We start from the raw sequence: 22940 nt of genomic DNA, 5'->3' as shown, positions 1-22940 counted from the left end.
CCACGACACGCTCATGTGTGTCTGCCGGGGTGCTCGCGGCCCGATCCGGGGGCTTGTCCACCACCCGGTCCGTCGAGACGGACGGTTCCTGGTCCGGTCCGAGAATTCTCTCGACTACCCACAGGATACCCCGAAACGCCCGGAGGCAACCTCCATCGTGCTGAAGGCTGCCTCCGGGGTGATCGGACTACTGCTCTGACTACGTGGTCCGGTCCGGACGATGCGTGATCCGCACCGCGTTGAGGACTGGCGGTTTCTTGCCCGCCAGCGCGGCGAGTTCGATCGCGATCGACCCTCCATCTGGGACGGTCACCCAGAACTCGTGGACGTCGGCGGTGAGCGCGCCGACCCGGGCGGCGATGTCGTAGTTCGGCAACACCTTCGTCCCGTTGAGCGACACGTCGAACACCCGCCTGCCGACCGGCTGGAAGGCGTTCAGCTCGGCGAAGTTCAGCTGCACCTGGTACGTGCCCGCGGGCAGCGTGTCGAACCGGTAGCCACCCGCGCTTTCGCGCTGCGACTGGAACAGCGCGTCGTCCTCGGTGCCCGCGATCGCCTTGCGGGTGGTCGTGACCGGGCCCGCGCTGAGGTAGCCGGAACCGCCCGGCGCCCACCGCTGGTCATCGACCCAGACATCGCCGTTGCGGTCGGTCAGACCGCTGCCGCCGACGTTGATTCCCCTTCGGTATTCGGGGACGACGAGCCGGACCGGGACCGTCAGCGTGGGCGTTCGGCCCGCGTTGGTGCTGAAGGTGATGGTCGAGTCGTGCACCCCCGGCGTCAGGCCGACCGGGTCGACGCGCACGGTGACCGCTTGCGCGGATTCGGGCTTGACGCTTGACGTCCCCGGCACCGCCCACAGCCACGACGCGCCGCTGCTCAGGCTGTAGTCCAGCGACAGGGCGCTGGTGCTGCGCAGAGACAGCGTTGCGGTGCGCAGCTGTCCGGCCTCGGCGAGGAACGTCAGCGGAGTGGTGTCCAGCTCCGCGCGTGGCGTGTTCAGGGCCACGTTCTGGGTGTGGTCGCCGGTGAGGGTCAGCGGCGAGGAACTGGCCACGTAATGCTGCTTGGTGACCTCGACCGCGTAGTCCGCGGCGAGCAGCCGCAGCCGGTAGGTGCCGTCGGCGGCCGTCGTGGTCTGGGCGACCTCGGTGGCGCCGTTCATCGCCCGGACCACCGCGCCCGCGACCGGCAGGCTGTCGTTGGCGTCGGTGACGGTTCCGCTCAGCACGCCGCTGGCGGGCGGGGTGAAGCGGATCGACTGGGCGTTGTTCAAGACCGGCGAGTTGAGCGAGTACTGCAGCGCCACGGTTCCGGTGGCGTTCTCGATGCCGACGGTCGCTGAGCTGCCGGTCTCCCTCGGGGTCGCGGAATCAAGGTTGCGATAGCGCAGGGACACCACGCCGCTCTCCGACAGGACCGCCTCCACGTCGATGCGCGTGGTGGTGGCCTGGAAGAAGGTGGCGTTGCGCCACTCGATGACGAATTCCCGGTTCGGCGCGGTGCCGGAGGTTTTCGTCATCACCCGACTGGACGCGTCGATGAGCAGGTCGTCCCAGAACGGGTAGATCGCCGCGTTGGGCGCGGCGGTGCCGGGGATCGCCGCGTTCGCGTATGCCGTGCTGCGGGCCAGGAAGTTGACGTGGCCGTTGGTCGTGACGTGCGCTTCGCGGTATGTCTTGCCGTAGAAGAAGAACTCGAACGGCAACTGCACCAGGGTGGCCTGGTCGTCGCCGGTCAGCGCCAGCGGGGTGTCACCCTCCACATAGGACGTTGTCTCCAGGGTGCAGTGGTGGCCGAAGGAATCCGAGCGGTTCGGCAGGGTGAAGTCGAGGGTCTCCGGGCCGTCGACGGTCAGGGCCTGGGTGCGTGGATCGGCGCAGCCGCCCGCGGACGCGGTCAGCTGGTAGTCGCCGTGCGGGACCCTGTGGATAACAAAAGCGCCGTCCGCCCCGGAAGTGACAGACTGAATGGGCCCAGGAGTGATCCGGACAGTCGCGTTGGCCACCGGCTGTCCCGCCGACGAGCGGACGACGCCGGTGATGTCGCTGCTGGGCTGGGGAACCAGAGCGACGTCGCGCGTCGTCGTCTGTCCCTCGGCGACGGACACCGTGCCTGCGAGTGTGCCGTACCCGAACGCTGAGACCGAGATCGTGTAATCACCGACAGGAAGGGAGGAACTATACGAACCAGGTGCCCCAGTCAGGAGCGAGCGGTTGCTCGGGCCGGTCAGCTCGACCCTGGCCCCGGAGATCGGCGCGGCGGTCGACGCGTCGGTGACGGTGCCGGTGAGCATGCCGACCGGGCCGCGTGGGGAACGGTCGACGGCGGCGTAGGCGTCGAGTTTGCCTTCGCCGAACACGTTGTTGTCATCGGCCGTGCCGCCGCAGGTGAGGTTGTCGACGTCGACGGCGGTGTCGTCGAGCAGGGCTTCGGTGCGGGCGATGTCGCCGACCAGGCTCGGCGCCGACGACCACATCAGGGCGACCGTGCCGGACGTGTGCGGCGAGGCCATCGAGGTGCCGCTGTTGGCCGCGTACCCGTTGCCCGGGACTGACGAGCGCACATTGACCCCTGGCGCGGCCAGGTTCGGCTTCACGTCGCCGTTCTCACCGGGGCCCCGGCTGGAGAACGACGCGATGGCGCCGTTGACATCGAACGCGCCCGACGAGAACGACTCGCGGTTGTCGCCGGGGGAGCCCGCGGTGTTGCAGCCGGGGCCGGAGTTGCCGTTGGAGAACGACGGGAAGATGCCCGCCGCGCGCCAGGCCTGCACGGTCGCCCGGTACCAGGGGTCGATCGTCCCGCCGTTCGACGAGCCCCACGAGTTGTTGACCACGTGCGGGCGCAGGTCGGGACGCGGGTTCGCGCCGGTCGAGTCGGTCGGGGCGAGCATCCACTGGCCCGAGGCGAGCAGTGCGGCCTCGGAGCACCCGTTGGACTCGCAGCCCTTCGCCGCGATCCAGCGTGCGCCGGGGGCGACACCGACCTGGTTGGCGCCGTCGCCGCCGACCATGGTGCCCATCGTGTGGGTGCCGTGGCCGTTGTTGTCGCACGGCGTGCCGCCCGCGCAGACCCGGGACGGGTCGAACCAGTTGTAGTTGTGGTCGACCGTGCCCGAACCGGTGTTGCCGCGGTACTTCGCGGCCAGCGCCGGGTGGTCGAACTGCACGCCGGAGTCGATGTTGCCGACGACGACACCTTCGCCGCGCACACCGAACCCGGACCAGACGTCGTCGGCGTTGATGGCGGCGAGGCCCCACTCGACCGCGTCGACCGCGCCCGGGTCGGCGGCGGGCTGGGGTGTGGGCAGGGCGTAGGTGTGCGTCGCGAGGATCGACGCGACCTCGGCGCGCTTGGCCAGCGAGTCGGCCAAGGCGGTGGTTCCGCCGCGCACGAGCAGCGCGTTGGCGATGAAGAACGACTGGTAGTCGACCTGGGCGCCGTTCAGGTCGGCCCGGACGGCGGCCTGGCTCCGGTCCGCGGTCTCGCGCAGCGCGTCGAGCACCGCCTGGCCGCGCGCGTTCCAGTCGGCGACCTGGGACGGCCCGGTGAGGTCGGCCTGCTCGGTGAACATCACCCAGAAGTCGCTGCTGTCCTTGGCTTCCAAGGCTTCGGCGACGGCCCGCTCGATCTTGTCGGCCGGGTCCGGCTCCGCCATGGCGGGGACGGTCAGGGTGCTGAGCATGGCTAGTAGAGCGGTGAGCAGGACCAGCCAGGCCCGGCCGGGATGACGGTGGGGTAACAAGGTCGCTCCCATCTTGTGCGGTCAGGGGTGCCCGCGCGTGTGACCGCCGGTAGTTGGCTGATAACCACCGGTTCCATTCGACGTTTCCCTACCCGTGATCCGCCGTGAAGGACCCCAGGCGGGCGGTATCGGGTCGATTCGCGGCCGGTGTGCCGGCGCGCAACGGCCGTTCCGCGCGGTCGTGCGAGGTCTTCTCGCGGCCGCCCTCCCGGCCCGGATTGCCAACCCCTGATCTCACGACAGGGGGTCCGCCGGTCGTAAAACCTGTAACAAAGCGAATCCTGTGGCGAAAGGCCTTGTCAGTGGATGACGTGCCTGGGGGTGTGCGTGCTCAGTGGCCTGGATACACCGCTCGTGTTCTGCGTGGGGACTTCCGCCGATCAGCTCGCCGCCGTGGCCGCGGCCACCGACGGCCAAGTCGCGGTGCTCTACCTGCCCGACTCGTCCGCCCTGCGGGCCGTCCTTGACGGCGAGTCGGTGCTGCCCGCGCACCGGGTGGTCGAACAGGGCAAGCTGCGCCTCGACGCCGACCTGCGGGAGGCGACCTGGCACGGCACACGGGTGACGCTGTCGTCGCGGGAGTTCGACCTGCTGTTCGCCCTGGCCGGTGATCCCGGGCGGGTGTGGGCGTTCGCGGAGCTGACCACGCACGTGTGGGGCAGGCCCTATGTGGGCGACACGCAGGCCGTGGTGTCCGCTGTCAAACGATTGCGCCGGTCGTTGCGCACGGGCGCGCCGGGTGTCGTCGTCGAGTCGGTGCGCGGGGTCGGATACCGGGTGCGGGTGGCCGAGGTGCCAGTTCCGTCACACTGACGGGCGTGGGTGAGTGGCGTCCGGCGGCGGACCAGGCATGCTTGCGCAATGGCAGAGCAGCATTATCTGGTCGGACTCGATCTCGCGGGCCGCCGCGTCGTCGTGGTCGGCGGCGGCACCGTCGCGCAGCGCAGGCTCCCCCGACTGGTCGCCACGGGCGCCAAGGTCGAGGTCATCGCGCCGGAAGTCACCCCGTCCGTGCAGGCCATGGCCGACGCGGGCGAACTGACCTGGCACGAACGCCGCTACGCCGACGGCGACCTGGCCGACGCCTGGTACGTGCTGTGCTGCACGTCCGACACCGACGTCAACGCCTCGGTGGCCGCCGAGGCCGAAAGTGTCCGAGTGTTCTGCGTCCGCGCCGACGCGGGCAGCGAGGGCAGCGCGGTCACCCCGGCCAGCGGCTCCTACGACGGCCTGCTCGTCGGCGTCCTGGCAGGCGGCGCCCACCAGCGCTCCGCCGCCGTCCGCGACGCCCTGCTCGACGCGCTGCGGGAGGGTCGGGTGTCCGATCAGGCCCGCACCCCGGAACTGCCCGGCGTCGCCCTCGTCGGCGGCGGCCCCGGCGACCCGGAACTGATCACCGTGCGCGGCAGGCGACTGCTGTCGCGGGCCGACGTGGTCGTCGCCGACCGCCTCGGCCCCCGCGACCTGCTCGACGAACTACCGCCGTCGGTGACGGTGATCGACGCGGCCAAGATCCCCTACGGCCGCGCCGCCACCCAGGAAGCCATCAACGAAGCCCTGATCACCCACGCGCGCGCGGGCAAGTTCGTCGTCCGCCTCAAGGGCGGCGACCCGTACCTGTTCGGCCGTGGGTTCGAGGAACTGATCGCCTGCGCCCAGGCAGGCGTGCCGGTGACCGTGGTTCCGGGCATCACCTCGGCCTTCGCTGTTCCGGCCGTGGCTGATGTGCCCGTGACCCACCGAGGTGTGGCGCACGAGGTCGTGGTCGTGTCCGGTCACGTCGGACCCGCGGACCACACCTCGCTCACCGACTGGTCCGCCCTCGCCAAGCTGCGCGGGACGATCGTGCTGATGATGGGCGTCGACAAGCTCGACCAGTTCGCCGCCGCGCTGATCGAGGGCGGCCGCCCGTCGTCGACCCCGGTGGCGGTTGTGCAGGAGGGGACGACGCGCAATCAGCGGGTCCTGCGGTCCACTTTGGACTCCGTGGCCGCCGACGTGGCGGCGCAAGGGATTCGACCGCCCGCGGTGACGATCATCGGGCCGGTGGCCGGGCTGGTGTCGGAGCTGGAGTTCAAGCAGTAGCGGGACTCACCTGGGCAGCAGAGGCACGATTCGCTCGGCCATCGCCTTGGCGTCGTCACCGGTGACCACCAGATCGACCCACGCGTCATCGCGGAGTCTGACGTTGATCCCCTTCCCGATCTTGGCGGGACGATCGGCGATGGAATCCGGGTAACCGTCAAGAGTGGTTTCGGCGGACCAGAACGAGGCACTCCCGGTCTCGGTCGAGCAGCCGAGCGGGTAGCTCACCTTCGTGACCTTCACGCCCAGTCGCTCCTGCAGGAGCGTGCAGAGCTGCAGGTTCTGGATGGTCACCGGGAGATCGAGCACGTCGCCGGTCAACGGCGTGGCCGTGTAGGCCATGGTTCCGTCCTCGGCGACCTCGGGCAGCTCACCGGTCTCCTCCGTCAGCACGGGCACGATCGTTTCGAGCGCCCTGCGGAGCAGTGGCATCTTGGCGCTCGCCTCGGGCTGCGGACCTTCGGATGAAACTCGGCGGTGAGACTGGTACGGCCGCGAGGAGAGTCGGACAGGGTGACGGCGATCCAGGTCCGGATGTCGCCGGGGTGTTCCTCGGCGGGCCGACCACCAATGGTCTTGCCCTGTTCGTAGGTTTCGGGGCCGGGTCCGCGCAAGGAGAGAAACACCTCGGCGGTGTCGGCGGCGATCGTGCACCCAGCGATCGGTGGGCGGCTCAGGATGCGAGCCACACGGCCACCGAGGACTTTTTCCCAGTCCTGTTTGTCGATCGCCTGGCACAGAACCTGGGATGCGAATTCAGGCTGGGCGAAGACGAGTGCGAGACCGCCGGTGTGTGGAACCTGTCGCAGCCCGACATCCCCATCCGCCCTCGGGTTGGGCGTGGCCGGTGTGGCGGGCGGAACCGGCGGCAGCCCGCGATCCTGCTCCGCCCCCGGGTTGGGCGTCACCGGTGCGGCAGGCGGGCTCGACTCGCAGCCCGCGAGGCTCACGACGAGCGCGAGAACCGTAAGGATGTGGACGCGGCGTCTGGCGGCCCAGAACCTGATCATGTTTCCCCCATTGAACAAAGCGGAAGGCCGCCCCGAGACGAGTCTCGGGGCGGCCTTACCGGGTCTTACCGGGCTATCAGTAGCGGCGGTCTCCGTCGCGCGATCCACGGGCGGCACCGGCAGGTGCCGAACGGCGGTCGTCCAAACGCGGACCATCGCGGAACTCGCGGCGGGGGCCCTCACGGCGGGGGGCGTCGCCACGGGGAGCGTCGGTGCGCGGGCCGTCGCGGAAGTCGCGGCGGGGGCCGTCGCGGAACTCGCGGCGCGGGCCACCCTCACGGGGGGCGTCGCGACGGTCGTCACGCGGGTGGTGCGCGTCGCGGGAGCGGCCCTCGTGGCCGTGGCTCTCGCGGCCGGTGCGACGACGGAAGTCGCCGCCACCCCGACGCGGGGTGTGGCCGCCCGAGCGCGGCGGGCGGGCCGGGGCGACCCGCTCGATGACCGGCTCGCCGGACGGGGTGCGGGCACCGGTGATGCGCGCGAGGTCCGGGTCGCCGGGGCGCACCTTGGTGCTCTCCGGCTTGACGCCCGCCTTGTCCGTCATCCGCACGACCGTGCGGCGCTGGTCGTGGGTGACCACCGTGACGACCGTGCCGGACTCACCGGCGCGCGCGGTACGGCCCGCGCGGTGCAGGTAGTCCTTGGAGTCGGCGGGCGGGTCCACGTGCACGACCAGGCTGACGTTGTCGACGTGGATGCCGCGGGCCGCGACGTCCGTGGCGACCAGGACGGGCATGTTGCCGTCACGGAACTGGCTCAGGACGCGGTTGCGCGCACCCTGGGTCTTCCCGCCGTGCAGGGCGCCTGCGTGGACGCCGACCGAGCGCAGCTTGTCGGCGAGACGGTCCACGTGGTGCTTGGTGCGCACGAACATGATCGTGCGACCCTCGCGGGCGGCCATCTCGGCGATGACGTCGGCCTTGTCCTGCTTGGACACCAGCAGCATGTGGTGGTCCATTGTGGACACGCTGGCGGTCGCCGGGGCGACCGAGTGGGTGACCGGGTTCTTCATGTAGCGCTTGATCAGCTGGTCGACGTCACCGTCGAGCGTCGCCGAGAACAGCAGCACCTGGGCGTCCGGGTCGGCCTGGTCCATGATCTCGCGGACCTGGGGCAGGAAGCCCATGTCGGCCATCTGGTCGGCTTCGTCGATCGCCATGTACTGCACGTCGTGCAGGATGCAGGTGCCCTGGCGGACGTGGTCCGACAGCCGGCCCGGCGTGGCGATCAGCAGGTCGACACCGCGCTTGAGGGCGTCGGACTGCCGCGGGAACGACATGCCGCCGACGGCGGTGCGGACCCACAGGCCCAGCGACTTGCCCAGCGGGGTGAGCGCGTCGCTCACCTGCAGCGCGAGTTCGCGGGTGGGGACCAGGATCAGCGCACGGGGGCGCAGGGCGCGGGGCTGGCCACCCTGAAGGCGGGCGAGCAGCGCGAGGCCGAAGGCGAGGGTCTTGCCCGATCCGGTCTGCGCGCGGCCGAGCACGTCCTTGCCCTTGAGGGCGTCGGGCAGCGTCGCGGCCTGGATCGGGAAGGGGGAAGAGATGCCTGCGTCAGCCAGCGCCTTGAGCAGCGGCTGGGGCAGACCGAGGTCGGCGAACGAGATGACGCCTTCTTCATGAAGGTCGTGCTTGCCCTTGCCACTCTGGCGGTGGCGGGGCTTGCGGTCCTCTTCAGCGATGTCGTTCGAAATCTGGTCGTTCGTGGGCAGGGCAGTATTCTGCACGGGGTCCTCTCCGGACGTGGCACGTCTCGGGAGGCTCCGCTCTCTTCAAAGGAGACCGGCAGGCATTCACACGGACGGGCCCGGCGCGTATGTCACGCCGTTAGTTGCGGGTGGCACCGCTGGCCATCCGGCGGTCATTAGGTTGCCGGGCGGGGAACGACGTACGTGTGTCGCTCACGATGCGTGTCTAGGTTAGCGCACACCCAGTAGCGAGCGCGCACCAAGGGACCAGGATCACGTACGCCGTTCCCCGGGCCGATCAGTCGATACCGGCCGTGACCAGCAGACGAGCGGTCAAAGTGCCCGGATCGGCGACGTCATCGGGCAATCCGCGAGAGCGGAACCAGCCCGAAATGTTGGCAACGTCACGTGCCAGGAACTCCGGACCGCGCGGATTGGCGATGAGATCGACGACCTGGGGGAGGTCGATCAGCATCAGGTGTCCATCGTGGACAAGCGTGTTGTACGCCGACAGGTCGCCGTGGGTCAGACCCACGACCGCGAACAGCTCCAGTCCCGCGACGAGCTGCTCCCACAGCTCCCGCAGCTCGTCGCGCTCCGGGCGGAGCTGGGCGAGCCTGGGCGCGGCTTGGTCGTCCTCGTCGCGCAGGAACTCCAGGAGGATCTCGGTGCCGTCGCGCTGCACCGGGTACGGCACCGGGGCGCCGATGGACCACAGGCGGGTGAGCGCGGCGAACTCCGCGACCGCCCACTGCTCGGCGATCAGGTTGCGGCCGAACGCGCTGCGGTTGGCCATCGCGCGCATCTCGCGGGAGCGGCGCATCCGCCTGCCCTCGAGGTAGCCCGCGTCGCGGTGGAACATCCGATGCTCGCCGCTGCGGTACCGCTTGGCGGCCAGCAGGCAGCGCGGACCGTCGGGGACGGCGCGTTCGATGACGAACACGTCGGCCTCTTTGCCGGTCTTGAGCACGCCCAACTCGGTGTCGGCCGCGGCTAGGTCGGTGATCAGCCAGTCGGGCCGCGGGTGCGGCCCCTGCTCGCTGTCGCCCCACGTGGACCAGCGGTCCGCGCCGTCGGGGAGTTCCTCGGCGGCGGTGTAGGCGTCGTCGCGCACGCGGGCCAGCCGGGCCTTCTCGGCCTCGGTGAGCCTGCCGCTGCGCTGGGGCTGAGGGTCGTCGTCGAACCGGACACGGCGCATGCGGCCGCGCGGGGAGCTGTCGAAACTGTCGAACTCGTCGGTGAACTCGTGCTTTCGCACTGGTGGGTCTCCTAGACCTGGGAAGGAAGCCCCACCGCGAGAGTCAGCGACGTGGGGCGAGTGGCCGGGCTGGTGCCGCCACAGGGACAGTCATCACCACGGGGCACCTCCTCAGGTCCGTCTTCGCCTCTGTCGCGCACAGCTTGCCCGCCCAGGTCAGGGCGGTCAATCGAATTAAACGACGATCAGGTCGAGCGACTTCTTGCCGGTCGGTTCGAGCCGCATCCCGTTGGCCGCGGCCACCGAGATCAGGGTGCGGATGGAGCCCGGTTCGCGCGGGGCCAGTGCCAAGGCGGCGGCGAGTTTGCCCTTGTAGGCCTTGTTGAAGTGGCTGACCGTCTTGCGCCTGCCCGTGCCGTCATCGGTGACCACGCGGACGGTCACGGCGTGCGGGATCGCGGCCAGGTTGGCGTAGGCGCCCGAGCGCAGGTCGACCACCAGGTCGTCCACTGTGGACAGCGTCTTCTCCAGGTCGGCCCGCCACAGCGTCCGCAGGCCGCCGACCCCGGGCAGCACGGTGTCGCCGGAAAGGCGGTAGGCCGGGATCTGGTCGCCCGTGCGCACCACGCCGAACAGGGCCGACGCCACCGCCAGCCTGCGGTTGGCCCGGTTGCGCTGCGGCTTGGTGAACGACTTCGCGTCGAGGGCGTCGTAGAGGACACCGGTGTAGCGCTCCAGCGCGGGCATCGTGGGCGACTCGCGCAGCACCGCGTTGCGGGCGACCTCGTCGGCCTGGCGTGGCGAGAGGCCGAGCGCGGCCAGGCTCGCCGGGACGTCCGCGGCCAGGTCGCGCAGGGCCGTGGCCAGCCGCTCACGCACCAGCGTGAGCTCGGGGAACGACAGGGCGGTGAGGTCGAGGGGCGCGCCTGCGCCGCCCTCGGCCTTGGTCTCCGATGGGGGCAGCAGCACGAGCACCGGCTGAGCTTAAAGCGGCGGCCGCGCCGTCGGTAATTCGGTCGATCCTGACCCGCGCCGGTCGTACCGTCGGGGGCATGACCATCACGTGGCGGAAGCTGATCGCCGACGACGCCGAACAGTGGCTCGACCTGCGGGCCGATGCCGAGGCGGTCGACAAGACCGGCGAACACACCGGGCCCGAACAGTTCGCCGAGCTGATGGCCGACCCGACCACCGGCACGGTCGGCGGGTTCGACGGCGACCTGTTGGTGGCCGAGGGCGTCGCCTGGTTCAAGACGGGCAAGACCGAGGTCAACGGGGTGCCGCTCGACGGGCACGTGCGGCCGTCGCACCGGCGGCGGGGGATCGGGCGGGAGCTGCTCGATCGACTCGTGCTGGTGGCCGAGGAACTGCATGCCGTGCACTGCCCGCACCTGCGGCTCGAGCCGCGGTCGTCGAGCCACGAAGGCAACCCCGGGCACACGGCACTGCTGGTGAACGCCGGGTATGTGCCGGTCCGCTGGTTCTTCGACATGCGCGCCGAACTCGACGGACAGACCCCGGACCTGCCGTTTCCACCCGGCCTCACCGTCGAGCGGTACACCCCGGCCATCGACGACGAGCTGCGCCGCACGCACAACGACTGCTTCGCCGAGCACTGGGGCAACACGCCTTCGGACCCGGCCTACTGGACCGCGCATTACACGGGCAACCCCGCGTACGCGCCGGACCGGACCGTCGTCCTGCGCGACGACGCGACCGGCGAGATCGCCGCCTACGTCATGGGCTACGACTCGCCTGCCCACACCGCCGCCACCGGGCTGCGGGACCTGTGGCTCGGCCAGGTCGGCACCCGCAAGGCCTGGCGCGGCCGCGGCGTGGCGACCGCGCTGCTCGCCCAGGTGCTGCGGGAGTCGCGCGCGGCCGGGTACGACACGGTGACGCTCGCCGTGGACACCGGGAACTCGACCGGTGCCCTCGGCGTGTACGAGCGGTGTGGGTTCAGCGTCGTCGAGCGGTGGACGACCTACGCGCTCATCCGCTAGTCGAGGCGACGCAGAACTCGTTGCCCTCCGGGTCGGCGAGGACCGACCACGTCAGGCCGGGCATCTTCTCCTCGCCCAGCACCGACGCGCCGAGGCCGACCAGCCGCTCGACCTCGGCGAGCCGGTCCTCGGTGTGGAAGTCGAGGTGCGCGCGGTTCTTGCCGTCGCGCTTCTCCGGCACGCGCTGCAGGCCGAGGTACGGGACCTCGCCGAGCGTGCCGCCCTCGGGCAGCAGCATGACGAACTCGCCGCCGTAGTCTTCGCTGATCTTGTAGTCCATGGCGGCCGCCCAGAACTCCGCCAGTGCTCGCGGATTCTCGCAGTCGATCGTGGTCCCGCCCAGGTGGATGGTCATGGCGGGCATGCTGCACCCGACCACCGACAATTCCGTGCCGGGTAACCCGAATGCGCAGGCCAGGGGTGGGTCACTACGCTTTGACCTGCTTTATACGAAGGCCCAGAGGAGTCCATTGTGATCACCAGGATGTCGTCGTTGTTCCTGCGCACGCTGCGCGAGGACCCGGCGGACGCCGAGGTGCCCAGCCACAAGCTGTTGGTTCGCGCCGGGTACGTCCGCCGCGTCGCACCGGGTGGTTACTCGTGGCTGCCGCTGGGCCTGCGCGTGCTGCGCAACATCGAGCGCGTCGTGCGCGAGGAGATGGACGCCATGGGCGCCCAGGAGATCCAGTTCCCCGCGCTGCTGCCCAAGGAGCCCTACGAGGCGACGAACCGGTGGACCGAGTACGGCCCCAACCTGTTCCGCCTCAAGGACCGCAAGGGCGGCGACTACCTGCTCGGCCCCACCCACGAGGAGCTGTTCACGCTCACCGTGAAGGGCGAGTACACCTCGTACAAGGACTACCCGGTCACGCTGTACCAGATCCAGACCAAGTACCGCGACGAAGCGCGTCCCCGCGCGGGCATCCTGCGTGGCCGCGAGTTCCTGATGAAGGACTCGTACTCGTTCGACCTCACCGACGACGGCCTGTCCGAGAGCTACCAGAAGCACCGCGCCGCCTACATCAAGATCTTCGACCGGCTCGGCATCGAGTACGTCATCTGCTCGGCCACCTCCGGCGCGATGGGCGGGTCGGCCTCCGAGGAGTTCCTGGCCGTCGCCGCGACCGGTGAGGACACCTTCGTCCGTGCCACCGACTCGGACTACGCGGCCAACGTCGAGGCCGTCGTCACCCAGGCGCCCCCCGCGATCCCGCTCGACGGGCTGCCCGAGGCGCAGGTCCACCACACGCCCGACACCCCGACCATCGAGACCCTGGTCAACTTCCTCAACGGCGCGGACCTGGGCCGCACGTTCACGGCGGCGGACACGCTCAAGAACGTGCTCCTCAAGACCCGCAAGCCCGGCGAGACCGAGTGGCAGCTCGTGGCCGTCGGCCTGCCCGGCGACCGCGAGGTCGACCTGAAGCGCCTCGAAGCGTCGTTGGAGCCCGCCGAGGTCGCCATCCTCGACGAGGCCGACTTCGCCAAGAACCCGTTCCTGGTGAAGGGCTACATCGGCCCGAAGGCGTTGCAGGACAACGGGGTCACCTACCTCGTCGACCCGCGCGTGGTCACCGGCACCGCGTGGGTGACCGGCGCCGACAAGTCCGACCACCACGTGGTCGACCTCGTCGCGGGCCGTGACTTCACCCCCGACGGCACCATCGAGGCCGCCGAGGTCCGCGAGGGCGACCCCGCCCCCGACGGCGGCGGCACCCTGGTCGCCGCGCGCGGCATCGAGATCGGCCACATCTTCCAGCTCGGCCGCAAGTACGCCGACGCCTTCGCCCTCGACGCGCTCGGCCCGGACTCGAAGCCCGTGCGGATCACCATGGGTTCCTACGGCATCGGCGTCTCCCGGCTGGTCGCGGTCCTCGTCGAGCAGAGCCACGACGAACTGGGCATCGTGTGGCCGCGTGGCCTCGCGCCCGCCGACATCCACCTGGTGATCGCGGGCAAGGACGACACCCTCCGCGAGGGCGGCGAGAAGCTGGCCGCCGACCTGGACGCCGCGGGCCTGTCGGTGCTGCTGGACGACCGTCCGGCTTCGCCCGGGGTCAAGTTCAAGGACGCCGAGCTCATCGGCGTGCCGACGATCGTGGTCGTCGGGCGCGGGCTGGCCAACGGCGTGGTCGAGGTCAAGGACCGGGCGACCGGGGAGAAGACCGAGGTCGCCGTCGATGAGGTTGTCGCTCATCTGACTGGGCTTGTTCGAGGCTGATCGACAGACAAGACAAAGGGGTGCGGGGCCGATGGCCCCGCACCCCTTTGTCTGCTTTGTGGTCAGCCCTCGTAGATCCGCAGGCTCGCGATGATCTTCTGCAGCGTTTCCGCCGGAAGCGCGTCGGGGACGCCCTGGTCCATGTAGCTGATGAAGACCGCGGTCTTGCCGCCGCCGATCTTGAAGGCCACCGAGGTGAACTCGACCGTCGGCGACGGGCACTCGCCCGGCTGGTTGACCGTCAGCGTGCCCTTCGCGGTCATCGCGTCGATCTTGCCCTGGCCGACCTTCGTCGCGACCGGCTCGGTGAAGGTGACCGGCGCCTTGGAGTTGTCCTTGTTCAGCGCGGCCGCCTCGGCGAAGATCTTCACGCCGTTCTTCGCGCCCAGGGTGAGGTCGAGGTTCTCCGCGGACACGAGGCCGACGTGACCCCGGTGGGACCCGCGCGCGTTGGTGCAGGCGTTATCCCGATACGTCGACACGCCGTGCATGACCGCCTTCGGCTTGCCCTCGTTGTCCTCGAAGCCGACGATCATGCCGGGCGTCTGGATCTTCCAGTCGGTGGGCACGTCGTAGGCGACGTTCTCCTTGTACGACAGCACGCCCTGGAACCCGGGGGTGACCGCGTCGACCTTGATCTCCTCGACCTCGGTCGGGGTCTTGGCCGTCGTCGGCTTCTTCGCCGTGGTCTTCGTCGGCGACGGCTTGCCCTTGGTCGTCGTCGGCGGGTTGGACGACGACGTTGTCGCGGGCCCGGCGATCGGCTCCGGCTTGTCATCGTCCTTCAGCAGGAAGTAGGCGCCGACACCGCCGCCGCCGAGGACCAGCAGCGCGACCAGCGCGATGATCCACGGCGCGTTGTTGCTCTTGGGCGGCTCGGGCGGCTGGTACATGCCGAAACCCTGGTAGCCGCCGTAGGGCTGCTGTTGCTGGGGCTGGCCCTGGAAGGGCGCGGGCTGACCGGTCATCGGGTCCACTTGGTACTGCGGCTGCGGTTCCTGCCAGTACGGACCCCCTGGGGTGCTCATGCCCGGAACGGTATCCGGCCCCCATTGGCCCGTGTGCCGGAACCCACGCATCCGAGCAGGCAAGCCAGCACGGCGGGGGTGTCGGACAGGTCGTCGAGGACGGCGTGGGCGCCCGCGGCGGCCAGTTGCTCGGCGGTGTGCCTGCCGGTGGCCACGCCGATGCCGACGGCGTCGTGGTGCAGGGCGGCGGCGATGTCGTGCGGGGTGTCGCCGATGACGATCACCGAATCGGGGGTGAACGTCGTGGCGTGCTTGTCGCCCGCGGCGCCGATGGCGGCGAGGACGAGTTCGTGGCGGTCTTCGGACAGCGTGCCGTAGCCGCCGATCTCGAGGTCGATGAACCCGTCGAGGCCGAACGGGATGAGCTTGTGGGCGGCCACCTCGGGCAGGTTGCCGGTGACCAGCGACTGCACGACGTCGTCGCGGTCGGCCAGGGCGGCGAGGATCTCGGTGGCGCCGGGCAGGGCGCGGCCCGCGGTGGCCAGGTCGTCCTCGGTGGCGAGGCGGACCAGCTCGGCGTACATCCGGGCGATGTTGTCCTCGGTGGGCTCGGCGTCGTGCGCCAGGAGGATCTCGGTGGTGATCGAGCGCTCCGTGCGGCCGGGGAACACCGGGACGTGGCTGATCTCCACGCCGAGCACCGTTGTCAGCGCCTCGCCGTACCAGCGGCGGCCGATGCCGCTGTAGTCGACGAGGGTGAGGTCGATGTCCCAGAGCACGAGGGTGGAGGGTGCGGTCACCAGGCCATGGTGGCACGGCTCGCCGACAGCTTTCCGCCCCTTGGGATGGATCAGCCAGAAGGACGCACGCTGTCGGTGATCGTCCGCAGCTCGTCCGGGCTGACGAGCGGGGCGCTCGGCGTCGACCCGGTGTCGGCGTCGGCGGCGAGGACGACGACCGACGTGCCCGCCGCCGTGCTCAGCGCCACGACCACGACCGTGCCCTTGGTGCTCGCGCAGTGGTCCCCGCTCTCCGCGGTGACCTCGGCGTCGGCCCGCACGACCGTGCCCCGGACGCCGCCGCGGGTGATCGGGGTCGGCGCGGAGAGGGTGACCTGGGCGGTCTGGCTGCCGTCGCTGTACTGGTCGGCGGCCACGGCCGCGGCGAGTTCGGTGGCGGTGTCCCCGGGGTCGCCGTGGGTCAGGCCGCTGCCGCTGAGGGCGCGGCCGTACTCGGCGCCCTGGCACAGGTACGGGCCGAAGTCGGCGAGGTGGCCCAGCTCGACGCCGCTGGAGGACTCCAGGGTCTCGGTCCCCTCGGCGAGGGTCCACCCGGGCGGGACCTCGTAGGTGAGCGCCGCGGTCTTGTCGGTGACGACCTGCCAGCCGGGCACGGTCGGGACGACCGGCGCGGCCTGGCGGGTGGCGGTGGGGCGCGGGGGCTCGCTGACCTCGGTCCGGGGTTCCTCGGCCGAGCCGAGGGTGGACACCGCGACTATCGCGCCTGCGAGGACCGCGAGCGAGATCGCGCCGAGGGCCGCCCGCTGGATTCGCACACCGCAGACCGTAGCGGGTGCCGTTATTCAACGATTGTTGACCTGACTCGGCGGCCAGGCGTACCGTGCTAATTCAACACACGATGAACTCAGGAGGCAGACATGTCCGGACCGAAGCGGACGGGCGCGCTCGTCCTGGCGCTGTCGATCGCGGGGGCGCTCGTCGCGGCGGTGCTCGGCCTGCTGACTTTCGGCGCCCAGGCCACGTCCCGTCCCGACGCCGTCCCGCTGGCCATCTCGGCGTCCGGGCCGCTGCGGCCCATGGCCGACCGGATCGCTTCGCACGGGGGCGAGACGGTGTCCTGGCGGGTGGACACGCCCGAGGGCGCGCGGCAGCGGCTGGCGGACAAGGGTGTCTACGGAGTCCTCGAACTGGCTCCCGCGGCCAACGGTGTGGGCGCGACGATCGTGCTGTCGGGCGCAGTCAATCCGCAGGGCACCCAGATCGCCCAGCAGGTCCTGACCGGAGCCGCCCAGGCGATGGGCGCCCAGGTCACCACCGTCACGCTCAACCCGGTCAGCGTCGCGGGCCGCACGGCCCCGCTGGCGGCGACCGCCCTGCTGTGGGTCGGCGGGCTGGTCGCGGGAATCGGGCTCGTGGCGGCGTCGGCGCGGCTCGGTCTGCGGGTCGGTCGGCGCCACCGCCTGGCCTTGGTGGCGGCGGCGAGCGTGACGACGGTGGCCGCGGTGGTCGGGCTGCTGGCCCTGTGGGACTCGGCGCTGCCGCTGACCTGGGACGTGCTCGGCTTCCTGCTCCTCGCCGCGGTGGCGTTCGTGTCGATCCAGGGTGGCCTGCTGCGGGTCCTGGGCATCCGGGCGGCGGCGATCCTCGGGCCGCTGTACCTGATCGCGCCCGCCGTGGCGGGGCAGGTGCCGGAACTGCTGAACCCGGCGTACCGGGCGCTGCTGTGGTCGTGGACCCCGTTCCGCTTCTCCGCCGAGGGGCTGCGGAGCCTGCTGCAGGGCACGGGGTCAGCCCCGGACGTGCGGTTCGGCGTGGTCGTGCTCGGGTCGATGGCGGTGGCCGGGCTCGTGCTGTTGCTGCTGCCGAACCGGACCGCCCCCGCGGCGGCGCCGGACGCCGAACGGGTCGCGCAGCCGGTCTGAACCGTCAGGCCGGGAGGTAGCTGAGGCGGACTTTGCGGACCGGGTTGTCGGTGTTGGTGTCGACCAGGCAGATCGACTGCCAGGTGCCCAGGGCGAGCGTCCCGGCCATGACGGGGATGCTCGCGTAGGGCGGCAGGAACGCCGGGAGGACGTGGTCGCGGCCGTGGCCGGGGCTGCCGTGGCGGTGCCGCCAGCGGTTGTCCGCGGGCAGCAGGTCGCCCAGGGCCCGCAGGAGGTCGGTGTCGCTGCCCGCGCCGGTCTCGATCACCGCCAGGCCCGCGGTCGCGTGCGGGACCCAGACGTGGAGCAGGCCGTCGGTGGCGTCGGCGTCGGTCAGGAAGCGGGCGCACCGGTCGGTCAGGTCCACGACGACCTCGGTGTCCCCGGTGTTGATCTCGATTTCCTCACTGTGCACGAGTCCACCGTAAGGTCGAAAGCGTGCGCATGGCTTACGGAGAGCGGTTCGACGTCCCCGCCGGGTACCTCAACACCGCCAGCATCGGTGTCCCACCGGCCTTCGCGGCCGACGCCATGGCGGAGGTGATCGACCGCTGGCGACGCGGGGAGATCAACGCCCCCGAGTTCGACCAGCCGGTCGCGACCGCACGGGCCGCGTGGGCCCGGATCGTCGGCGTCGACGCCGACCGGGTGGCGATCGCGTCGGGCGTGTCCCAGCTGGTCGGGCAGGTCGCCTCGGGCATTCCCGACGGGACCAGGGTGCTCGTCGCGGCAGGCGAGTTCACCAGCGCGACGTTCCCGTTCGCCGCGCAGGGTCGCGGAATCACCGTCACGGAGGTGCCGCTCGCCCAGATCGCCGAGCGCGCGTCCGAGTTCGACCTTGTCGCGGTCAGCGTCGTGCAGTCGGCCGACGGCTCGATCGTCGACTTGGCAGGCCTGCGCGCCTCCGGCACCCGGGTGCTGCTCGACGTCACGCAGGCCGCGGGTTGGCTGCCGCTCGACCTCGGCTGGGCGGACTGGGTGGTCGGCGGCAGTTACAAGTGGCTGATGTCCCCGCGCGGGTCGGCCTGGCTGGCGATCCGGCCGGACGCCGAGGAGCTGACCAAGCCGGTCGGCGCCAACTGGTACGCGGGGGAGGACCCGTGGGACACCGTCTACGGCCTCCCACTGCGCCTCGCGTCGAGCGCGCGGGCGTTCGACCTGTCCCCGGACTGGTTCGCCCAGGTCGGCGCCGCGAGCGCGCTGCCGTGGCTCGCGGGGTTGGACATGAACGACGTCCACGCCCACTGCGTCGGCCTCGCCGACAAGTTCCTGGCGGGCATGGACCTGCCGCCCGCGGGCTCGGCCATCGTGTCCATCGACCGCCCCGCGGAATCCCTGATCGCCGCCGGCATCCGCTGCGCGTCCCGCGCGGGCCGCACGCGGCTGGCGTTCCACCTGTACTCGACCGAGGAGGATGTCGACCTCGCGCTGGCCGCACTGCGCTGAACTGGACATTCGCAACTAATTCACCAGTCGACCTGACGCGCGGCGCCCAGACCGTTTACGGTGACCAGTCGTGTCGGCACCCCAGCGTCCAGGACAGCCTCCGCAGCACCGCCCCGGTGAGACGGAGTGGATCCCGCGCGTGACGGACGCGCCCCGCCGCGACGAGCCGTTCCGGTTCACCGAGGAGCAGCCCGAACCGGAGCCCGCCCCGGCGATGACGTGGGCGATGCGGATCCTGGGCCTGGTGGCGGTGGCCGTCCTGTCGGGGGTTGTCTACTGGTACATCCAGATCAACGACAAATCTGCCGGTGGCGGTGCCGGTCCGCAGCAAACCACGCCCGCTCCCCAAGAGGGCGTTTACAAGTTCGTCGCCCACAAGAGCATGCCGAATCCGAGCAGAGAGACCGACTGCGCGAAGCACGCCTACGACGACATCCAGACGTTTCTTCGGCGAACGCCATGCGAGTCGCTCGCCCAGGCGCTCTACACGACTCAGGTCGATGGCAAGGAGATTCTGGTCTCGGTCTCCAGGGTCCGCATGCGCTCCGATGAGGACGCGCAGGCCCTGGAGGACCTGACCGAGCAGTCGGGCACCGGCAACATCAGCGACGTGGTGAAGGGCGGCGCCGTCAAGATCGCGGGAGTCGAGCGCCTCACCGGCAACGACGGCTATGCCTCCACCGTGGTGGGCCGCGACGTGACGATCGTCGAGGCCGACTTCGCCGTGGATGCCAAGAAATACAAAAAGGACAAAGTGGCCGAGAAGCTGCTGGATGACGTGTGCGCCGACGCGATCAGGCTGGGCGCCAAGATCTAGGGAAGCCCCGGCTGCGCGGAAGTGAGCGGGGCGATTCCGGCCAGCTTGCGCCACCTCGTCGCCCGCACCGCCGCCGACGTCAGACCCTCCAACGCCGTCTTCCGCACGTCGGCGTCGTCACACCGTTCCAGCGCCGCCCGCCACGCCACCGTGGCGTCCTGTTCGGCCGTCACCAGCACCGCCAGCGCCGAGGCCTCGTCGGTCACGGGCTGCGGGGTCAGATACGCCGCCTTCGCGGGCTCCGGCGTCTTCCCGAACCGCCCCAGCAGCCGTGCGATCGCGTCGCGGCGGGCGCGGTGGGCCGTGGCGCCGTCGCGGATCGGGGCGTCGAATGACGCCTTGAGGAAGGCGCTGACCAGGCCGTACACCCAGATCGCGGCATGCTCCGTGCCGAGCGCGGCCTGAACGGCTGCCACGGTGTCGTCCGGAAGTGTGGGTTGCTGGTTCATGCCAGGACCTCCCGCAGGCTCGCGCACGCCGCGGCGACCGAGCCGACCATGCCCGCGCGGTAGCGGGGGACGGCCGGGACCACCGCCGAGGCCTTCTCCTCGGCCGCGATCAGGGCGTCCAACAGCTGCTGCCGGGCGGTGGCGGCGTCCGACGGCGTCGCCTGTGGCGAAGCCGACGTCGGGGCGGGCGCGCCCGAGCTGCTCACCGGCGGCCGTTCGCGGTCGACCTCGGCCTGCAGCACCTTCGCGTGCTCGCCGCGGATCGAGGCGATCTCGGCGGCCGGGGGGACCAGCGCGGCCATCGCGGTGGCCGCTTCGGCGTCGGCGCGGGCCTGCGCGGCCAGCTCGACCAGGGGGTCCGGTGGCCGTGGCTTGTCCGGCTCGCCCGTGCACGCGCCCACCGCGACCGTGGCGGCTGTGGCACCGGCCGCGCGGAACAACGCGCGGCGGCTCACCGTTGTCTGTCTCGCCGAGGGGATCACAGTAAGTCATCCTGCCAGGCCACCCGTTCGGGCCTGCCACGCTGCCGGATGATCGCCTGCGGCAGCCCGGTCCCGGTGGGCGAGATACGCTAGGTGACCACGGTCGGTGTGTCTCATCGCCGACCGGCAGACAATCGCACCACCTACCTGAACAGGGGAGCGGCACCGACGTGGCCAACCAGCGACATCGCGACAGCGGAACGAACGCCGCGCCCACCAACCCGGCCGCGGCGGCGCTGGAGCCGATCGTGGCCGAGGCCGTCGCGTCGACCGGTTTCGAACTCGAGCAGCTCGACGTCGCGCAGGCCGGGCGCAGGCGCCAGGTCAAGGTCGTGGTCGACGGCGACGACGGGGTCGAACTCGACGAGGTCGCCGCGGTCAGCCGAGCCGTCTCGGCGGTGCTCGACGAGCACGACGAGGTCCTCGGCGGCCCGTACACCCTGGAAGTCACCTCCCCCGGGCTCGACCGCCCGCTGACCCGGCCCCGCCACTGGCGCCGGGCCAAGCTGCGGCTGGTCAAGGTCCGGCCGGTCGAGGGCGCCGAGTTCACCGGCCGGGTCGGCGCGGCCGACGAGGAGCCCGAGGGCGGCGTGGAGATGCTGGTCGACGGCAAGCTGCGGCGGGTCGGGTACGCCGACATCGCGCACGCCGTGATCGAAGTGGAATTCAAGCAACCGCCGGTGGCGGAGTTGGCGATGCTCGAAGGTCGAGCGTCCGATGGTGAGGAGGACGCGCGATGAACGTTGACATCGCCGCGCTGCGGGCGATCGAGCGCGACAAGGACATCCCGTTCGAGACGGTGATCGACGCCATCGAGACCGCGCTGTTGACCGCGTACAAGCACACCGAGGGCCACCAGCCGCACGCGCGCATCGACATCGACAAGCGCAGCGGCCTGGTCCGGGTCCTGGCGTACACGACCGGCGCCGACGGCCAGGTCGAAGAGGAGTGGGACGACACCCCCGAGGGCTTCGGCCGGATCGCCGCGACCACCGCCCGGCAGGTCATCCTGCAGCGGCTGCGCGACGCCGAGCACGAGCGCACCTTCGGCGAGTTCTCCGCCAAGGAGGGCGAGATCGTCGCCGGTGTCGTGCAGCGTGACACCCGGGCGAACTCGCGCGGCATGGTGATCGTGCAGGTCGGCGACACCGAGGGCGTGCTGCCCGCGGTCGAGCAGGTCCCCGGCGAGAGCTACGAGCACGGCACCCGGATCAAGTGCTACGTCGTCGGCGTCGCCCGCGGCAACCGCGGCCCGCAGATCACGCTCTCGCGCACGCACCCCAACCTGGTCCGCAGGCTGTTCGCGCTGGAGGTCCCCGAGATCGCCGACGGCACCGTCGAGATCCCGGCGGTCGCGCGCGAAGCGGGACACCGGTCCAAGATCGCGGTCCGCACGTCGGTCTCCGGCGTCAACGCCAAGGGCGCGTGCATCGGCCCGATGGGCGCGCGCGTGCGCAACGTGATGAGCGAGCTGGCAGGCGAGAAGATCGACATCATCGACTGGTCGGACGACCCGGCGACGTTCGTCGGCAACGCGCTCTCGCCCGCCAAGGTGGTCTCGGTCACGGTGGTGGACGAGCGGGCCAAGACGGCCCGGGTCGTCGTCCCGGACTTCCAGCTTTCCCTCGCCATCGGCAAGGAAGGGCAGAACGCCCGGCTCGCGGCCCGGCTCACCGGCTGGCGCATCGACATCCGCAGCGACGCGGCGGCCCCCGCTCCGGTATCCGGTTCGGCCGACTGAGCTTGACGGGATAGACTGATCGTGGTTCATCGTCAGGAACCGGTCTCCGCACGTCCCGATGGCGCAAGCCCGGTACGGACCTGTGTCGGTTGCCGCGTCCGGGCGGCGGACAAGAAGTTGCTGCGGGTAGTGCTCGTGGACGGGGACGTGGTCCCCGATCCGCGGCGCCGGATGCCCGGTCGGGGCGCATGGATTCACCCCGACCAGGGATGTCTGGCCTTGGCCGAGAAGCGACGGGCGTTCACCAGGGCCTTCAAGGTCCTGGGGGTCCTCGGCGTGGACGTGGTGCGAGCGGAGATAGAGCGCCTCGCGGGAAGTGGTGTGGGACGACCCCACACCGTGGAAGAAGACAGGAAGCAGGTCGACCCGTCATGAGTCAGCCGTGAAGCTGAAGACATGAACGCGCGACGATAGGACGAGGTC

Annotated in this window: 23 protein-coding genes; 10 read left to right on the top strand and 13 right to left on the bottom strand. The window is 70.8% G+C overall.

Annotated features, from left to right (window positions below):
- Positions 1 to 199: 199 nt before the first annotated feature.
- A complete protein-coding gene (locus C8E96_RS32940) occupies positions 200 to 3748 on the bottom strand; it encodes a carboxypeptidase regulatory-like domain-containing protein (RefSeq protein ID WP_166658205.1) in 3549 nt (1182 codons plus the stop codon).
- 306 nt (positions 3749 to 4054) lie between these two features.
- Between C8E96_RS32940 and C8E96_RS32935 the strand changes: the two genes are divergently transcribed.
- Both C8E96_RS32935 and cobA read left to right on the top strand, forming a co-directional pair.
- On the top strand, positions 4055 to 4561 hold the full coding sequence (locus tag C8E96_RS32935) for a winged helix-turn-helix domain-containing protein (protein ID WP_133794947.1): 507 nt from the start codon (positions 4055 to 4057) through the stop codon (positions 4559 to 4561).
- Between the two features lie 48 nt (positions 4562 to 4609).
- The gene (gene cobA / locus C8E96_RS32930) at positions 4610 to 5833 is read left to right on the top strand and encodes a uroporphyrinogen-III C-methyltransferase (RefSeq protein WP_091371040.1); all 1224 of its coding nucleotides are present in this window, start codon (positions 4610 to 4612) and stop codon (positions 5831 to 5833) included.
- Between the two features lie 6 nt (positions 5834 to 5839).
- Here cobA and C8E96_RS32925 read toward each other — a convergent pair whose 3' ends face one another.
- The 5 genes from C8E96_RS32925 to yaaA form a co-directional block, all read right to left on the bottom strand.
- Positions 5840 to 6226 (bottom strand): hypothetical protein, encoded by a 387-nt coding sequence (locus C8E96_RS32925; RefSeq protein WP_133794945.1) that lies wholly within the window; start codon positions 6224 to 6226, stop codon positions 5840 to 5842.
- Entirely contained in the window at positions 6220 to 6843 is a 624-nt protein-coding gene (locus C8E96_RS32920) for a hypothetical protein (RefSeq protein WP_133794943.1), read from the bottom strand. Before C8E96_RS32920 ends, C8E96_RS32925 begins: the two co-directional genes overlap by 7 nt.
- Positions 6844 to 6919: 76 nt before the next feature.
- On the bottom strand, positions 6920 to 8569 hold the full coding sequence (locus C8E96_RS32915; protein ID WP_091371042.1) for a DEAD/DEAH box helicase: 1650 nt from the start codon (positions 8567 to 8569) through the stop codon (positions 6920 to 6922).
- A gap of 259 nt (positions 8570 to 8828) precedes the next feature.
- Positions 8829 to 9788: a serine protein kinase RIO gene (locus C8E96_RS32910; RefSeq protein ID WP_091371043.1), complete on the bottom strand. Its 960-nt coding sequence runs from the start codon at positions 9786 to 9788 to the stop codon at positions 8829 to 8831.
- A gap of 174 nt (positions 9789 to 9962) precedes the next feature.
- A complete protein-coding gene (gene yaaA, locus C8E96_RS32905) occupies positions 9963 to 10703 on the bottom strand; it encodes a peroxide stress protein YaaA (protein WP_091371044.1) in 741 nt (246 codons plus the stop codon).
- Positions 10704 to 10780: 77 nt separating this feature from the next.
- Between yaaA and C8E96_RS32900 the strand changes: the two genes are divergently transcribed.
- Positions 10781 to 11731, top strand: coding sequence for a GNAT family N-acetyltransferase (locus C8E96_RS32900; RefSeq protein WP_166658204.1), 951 nt, complete (start codon positions 10781 to 10783; stop codon positions 11729 to 11731).
- On the opposite strand, the gene C8E96_RS32895 is transcribed toward C8E96_RS32900, so the two are convergent.
- A complete protein-coding gene (locus tag C8E96_RS32895) occupies positions 11721 to 12086 on the bottom strand; it encodes a VOC family protein (RefSeq protein ID WP_091371444.1) in 366 nt (121 codons plus the stop codon). The two genes, C8E96_RS32900 and C8E96_RS32895, sit on opposite strands and share 11 nt — an antisense overlap.
- Before the next feature lie 117 nt (positions 12087 to 12203).
- On the opposite strand from C8E96_RS32895, the gene C8E96_RS32890 reads away from it, so the two are divergent.
- The gene (locus C8E96_RS32890) at positions 12204 to 13952 is read left to right on the top strand and encodes a proline--tRNA ligase (RefSeq protein WP_091371046.1); all 1749 of its coding nucleotides are present in this window, start codon (positions 12204 to 12206) and stop codon (positions 13950 to 13952) included.
- A 62-nt stretch (positions 13953 to 14014) separates the two neighbouring features.
- Here the strand turns inward: C8E96_RS32890 and C8E96_RS33665 are convergent, their stop codons facing one another.
- From C8E96_RS33665 to C8E96_RS32875, 3 genes are read right to left on the bottom strand one after another with little or no spacing between them, the layout of a single operon-like run.
- Positions 14015 to 14980: a hypothetical protein gene (locus tag C8E96_RS33665; RefSeq protein ID WP_166658203.1), complete on the bottom strand. Its 966-nt coding sequence runs from the start codon at positions 14978 to 14980 to the stop codon at positions 14015 to 14017.
- Entirely contained in the window at positions 14977 to 15720 is a 744-nt protein-coding gene (locus C8E96_RS32880) for an HAD family hydrolase (RefSeq protein WP_228769713.1), read from the bottom strand. Before C8E96_RS32880 ends, C8E96_RS33665 begins: the two co-directional genes overlap by 4 nt.
- 50 nt (positions 15721 to 15770) lie before the next feature.
- Entirely contained in the window at positions 15771 to 16475 is a 705-nt protein-coding gene (locus tag C8E96_RS32875) for a hypothetical protein (RefSeq protein ID WP_091371048.1), read from the bottom strand.
- 102 nt (positions 16476 to 16577) lie between these two features.
- Between C8E96_RS32875 and C8E96_RS32870 the strand changes: the two genes are divergently transcribed.
- Positions 16578 to 17582 (top strand): YhgE/Pip domain-containing protein, encoded by a 1005-nt coding sequence (locus tag C8E96_RS32870; protein WP_091371049.1) that lies wholly within the window; start codon positions 16578 to 16580, stop codon positions 17580 to 17582.
- A 4-nt stretch (positions 17583 to 17586) separates the two neighbouring features.
- On the opposite strand, the gene C8E96_RS32865 is transcribed toward C8E96_RS32870, so the two are convergent.
- Positions 17587 to 17997, bottom strand: coding sequence for a YjbQ family protein (locus C8E96_RS32865; protein ID WP_091371050.1), 411 nt, complete (start codon positions 17995 to 17997; stop codon positions 17587 to 17589).
- A gap of 23 nt (positions 17998 to 18020) precedes the next feature.
- Here C8E96_RS32865 and C8E96_RS32860 point away from each other — a divergent pair, with 23 nt between their 5' ends.
- A complete protein-coding gene (locus tag C8E96_RS32860) occupies positions 18021 to 19028 on the top strand; it encodes an aminotransferase class V-fold PLP-dependent enzyme (RefSeq protein ID WP_091371051.1) in 1008 nt (335 codons plus the stop codon).
- A gap of 139 nt (positions 19029 to 19167) precedes the next feature.
- Positions 19168 to 19845 (top strand): hypothetical protein, encoded by a 678-nt coding sequence (locus C8E96_RS32855; RefSeq protein WP_091371052.1) that lies wholly within the window; start codon positions 19168 to 19170, stop codon positions 19843 to 19845.
- On the opposite strand, the gene C8E96_RS32850 is transcribed toward C8E96_RS32855, so the two are convergent.
- Positions 19842 to 20294 carry a ferritin-like domain-containing protein gene (locus tag C8E96_RS32850; RefSeq protein WP_091371053.1) on the bottom strand — a complete coding sequence of 151 codons (453 nt, stop codon included), beginning with the start codon at positions 20292 to 20294 and terminating at the stop codon, positions 19842 to 19844. The genes C8E96_RS32855 and C8E96_RS32850 overlap by 4 nt on opposite strands.
- Positions 20291 to 20749 (bottom strand): hypothetical protein, encoded by a 459-nt coding sequence (locus C8E96_RS32845; RefSeq protein ID WP_091371054.1) that lies wholly within the window; start codon positions 20747 to 20749, stop codon positions 20291 to 20293. Before C8E96_RS32845 ends, C8E96_RS32850 begins: the two co-directional genes overlap by 4 nt.
- Before the next feature lie 197 nt (positions 20750 to 20946).
- Between C8E96_RS32845 and rimP the strand changes: the two genes are divergently transcribed.
- Genes rimP through C8E96_RS32830 form a run of 3 tightly spaced genes read left to right on the top strand, consistent with a single transcriptional unit; the run spans position 20947 to position 22892 of the window.
- On the top strand, positions 20947 to 21516 hold the full coding sequence (gene rimP / locus C8E96_RS32840) for a ribosome maturation factor RimP (protein ID WP_091371055.1): 570 nt from the start codon (positions 20947 to 20949) through the stop codon (positions 21514 to 21516).
- A complete protein-coding gene (nusA, locus tag C8E96_RS32835; RefSeq protein ID WP_091371056.1) occupies positions 21513 to 22517 on the top strand; it encodes a transcription termination factor NusA in 1005 nt (334 codons plus the stop codon). The genes rimP and nusA overlap by 4 nt, the downstream gene beginning before the upstream one ends.
- A gap of 21 nt (positions 22518 to 22538) precedes the next feature.
- Positions 22539 to 22892, top strand: coding sequence for a YlxR family protein (locus tag C8E96_RS32830; RefSeq protein WP_091371057.1), 354 nt, complete (start codon positions 22539 to 22541; stop codon positions 22890 to 22892).
- Positions 22893 to 22940: the final 48 nt, after the last annotated feature.

Source organism: Actinokineospora alba, assembly GCF_004362515.1.
GTDB lineage: Bacteria > Actinomycetota > Actinomycetes > Mycobacteriales > Pseudonocardiaceae > Actinokineospora > Actinokineospora alba.
This window is presented reverse-complemented; position numbering and strand designations above follow the sequence as displayed.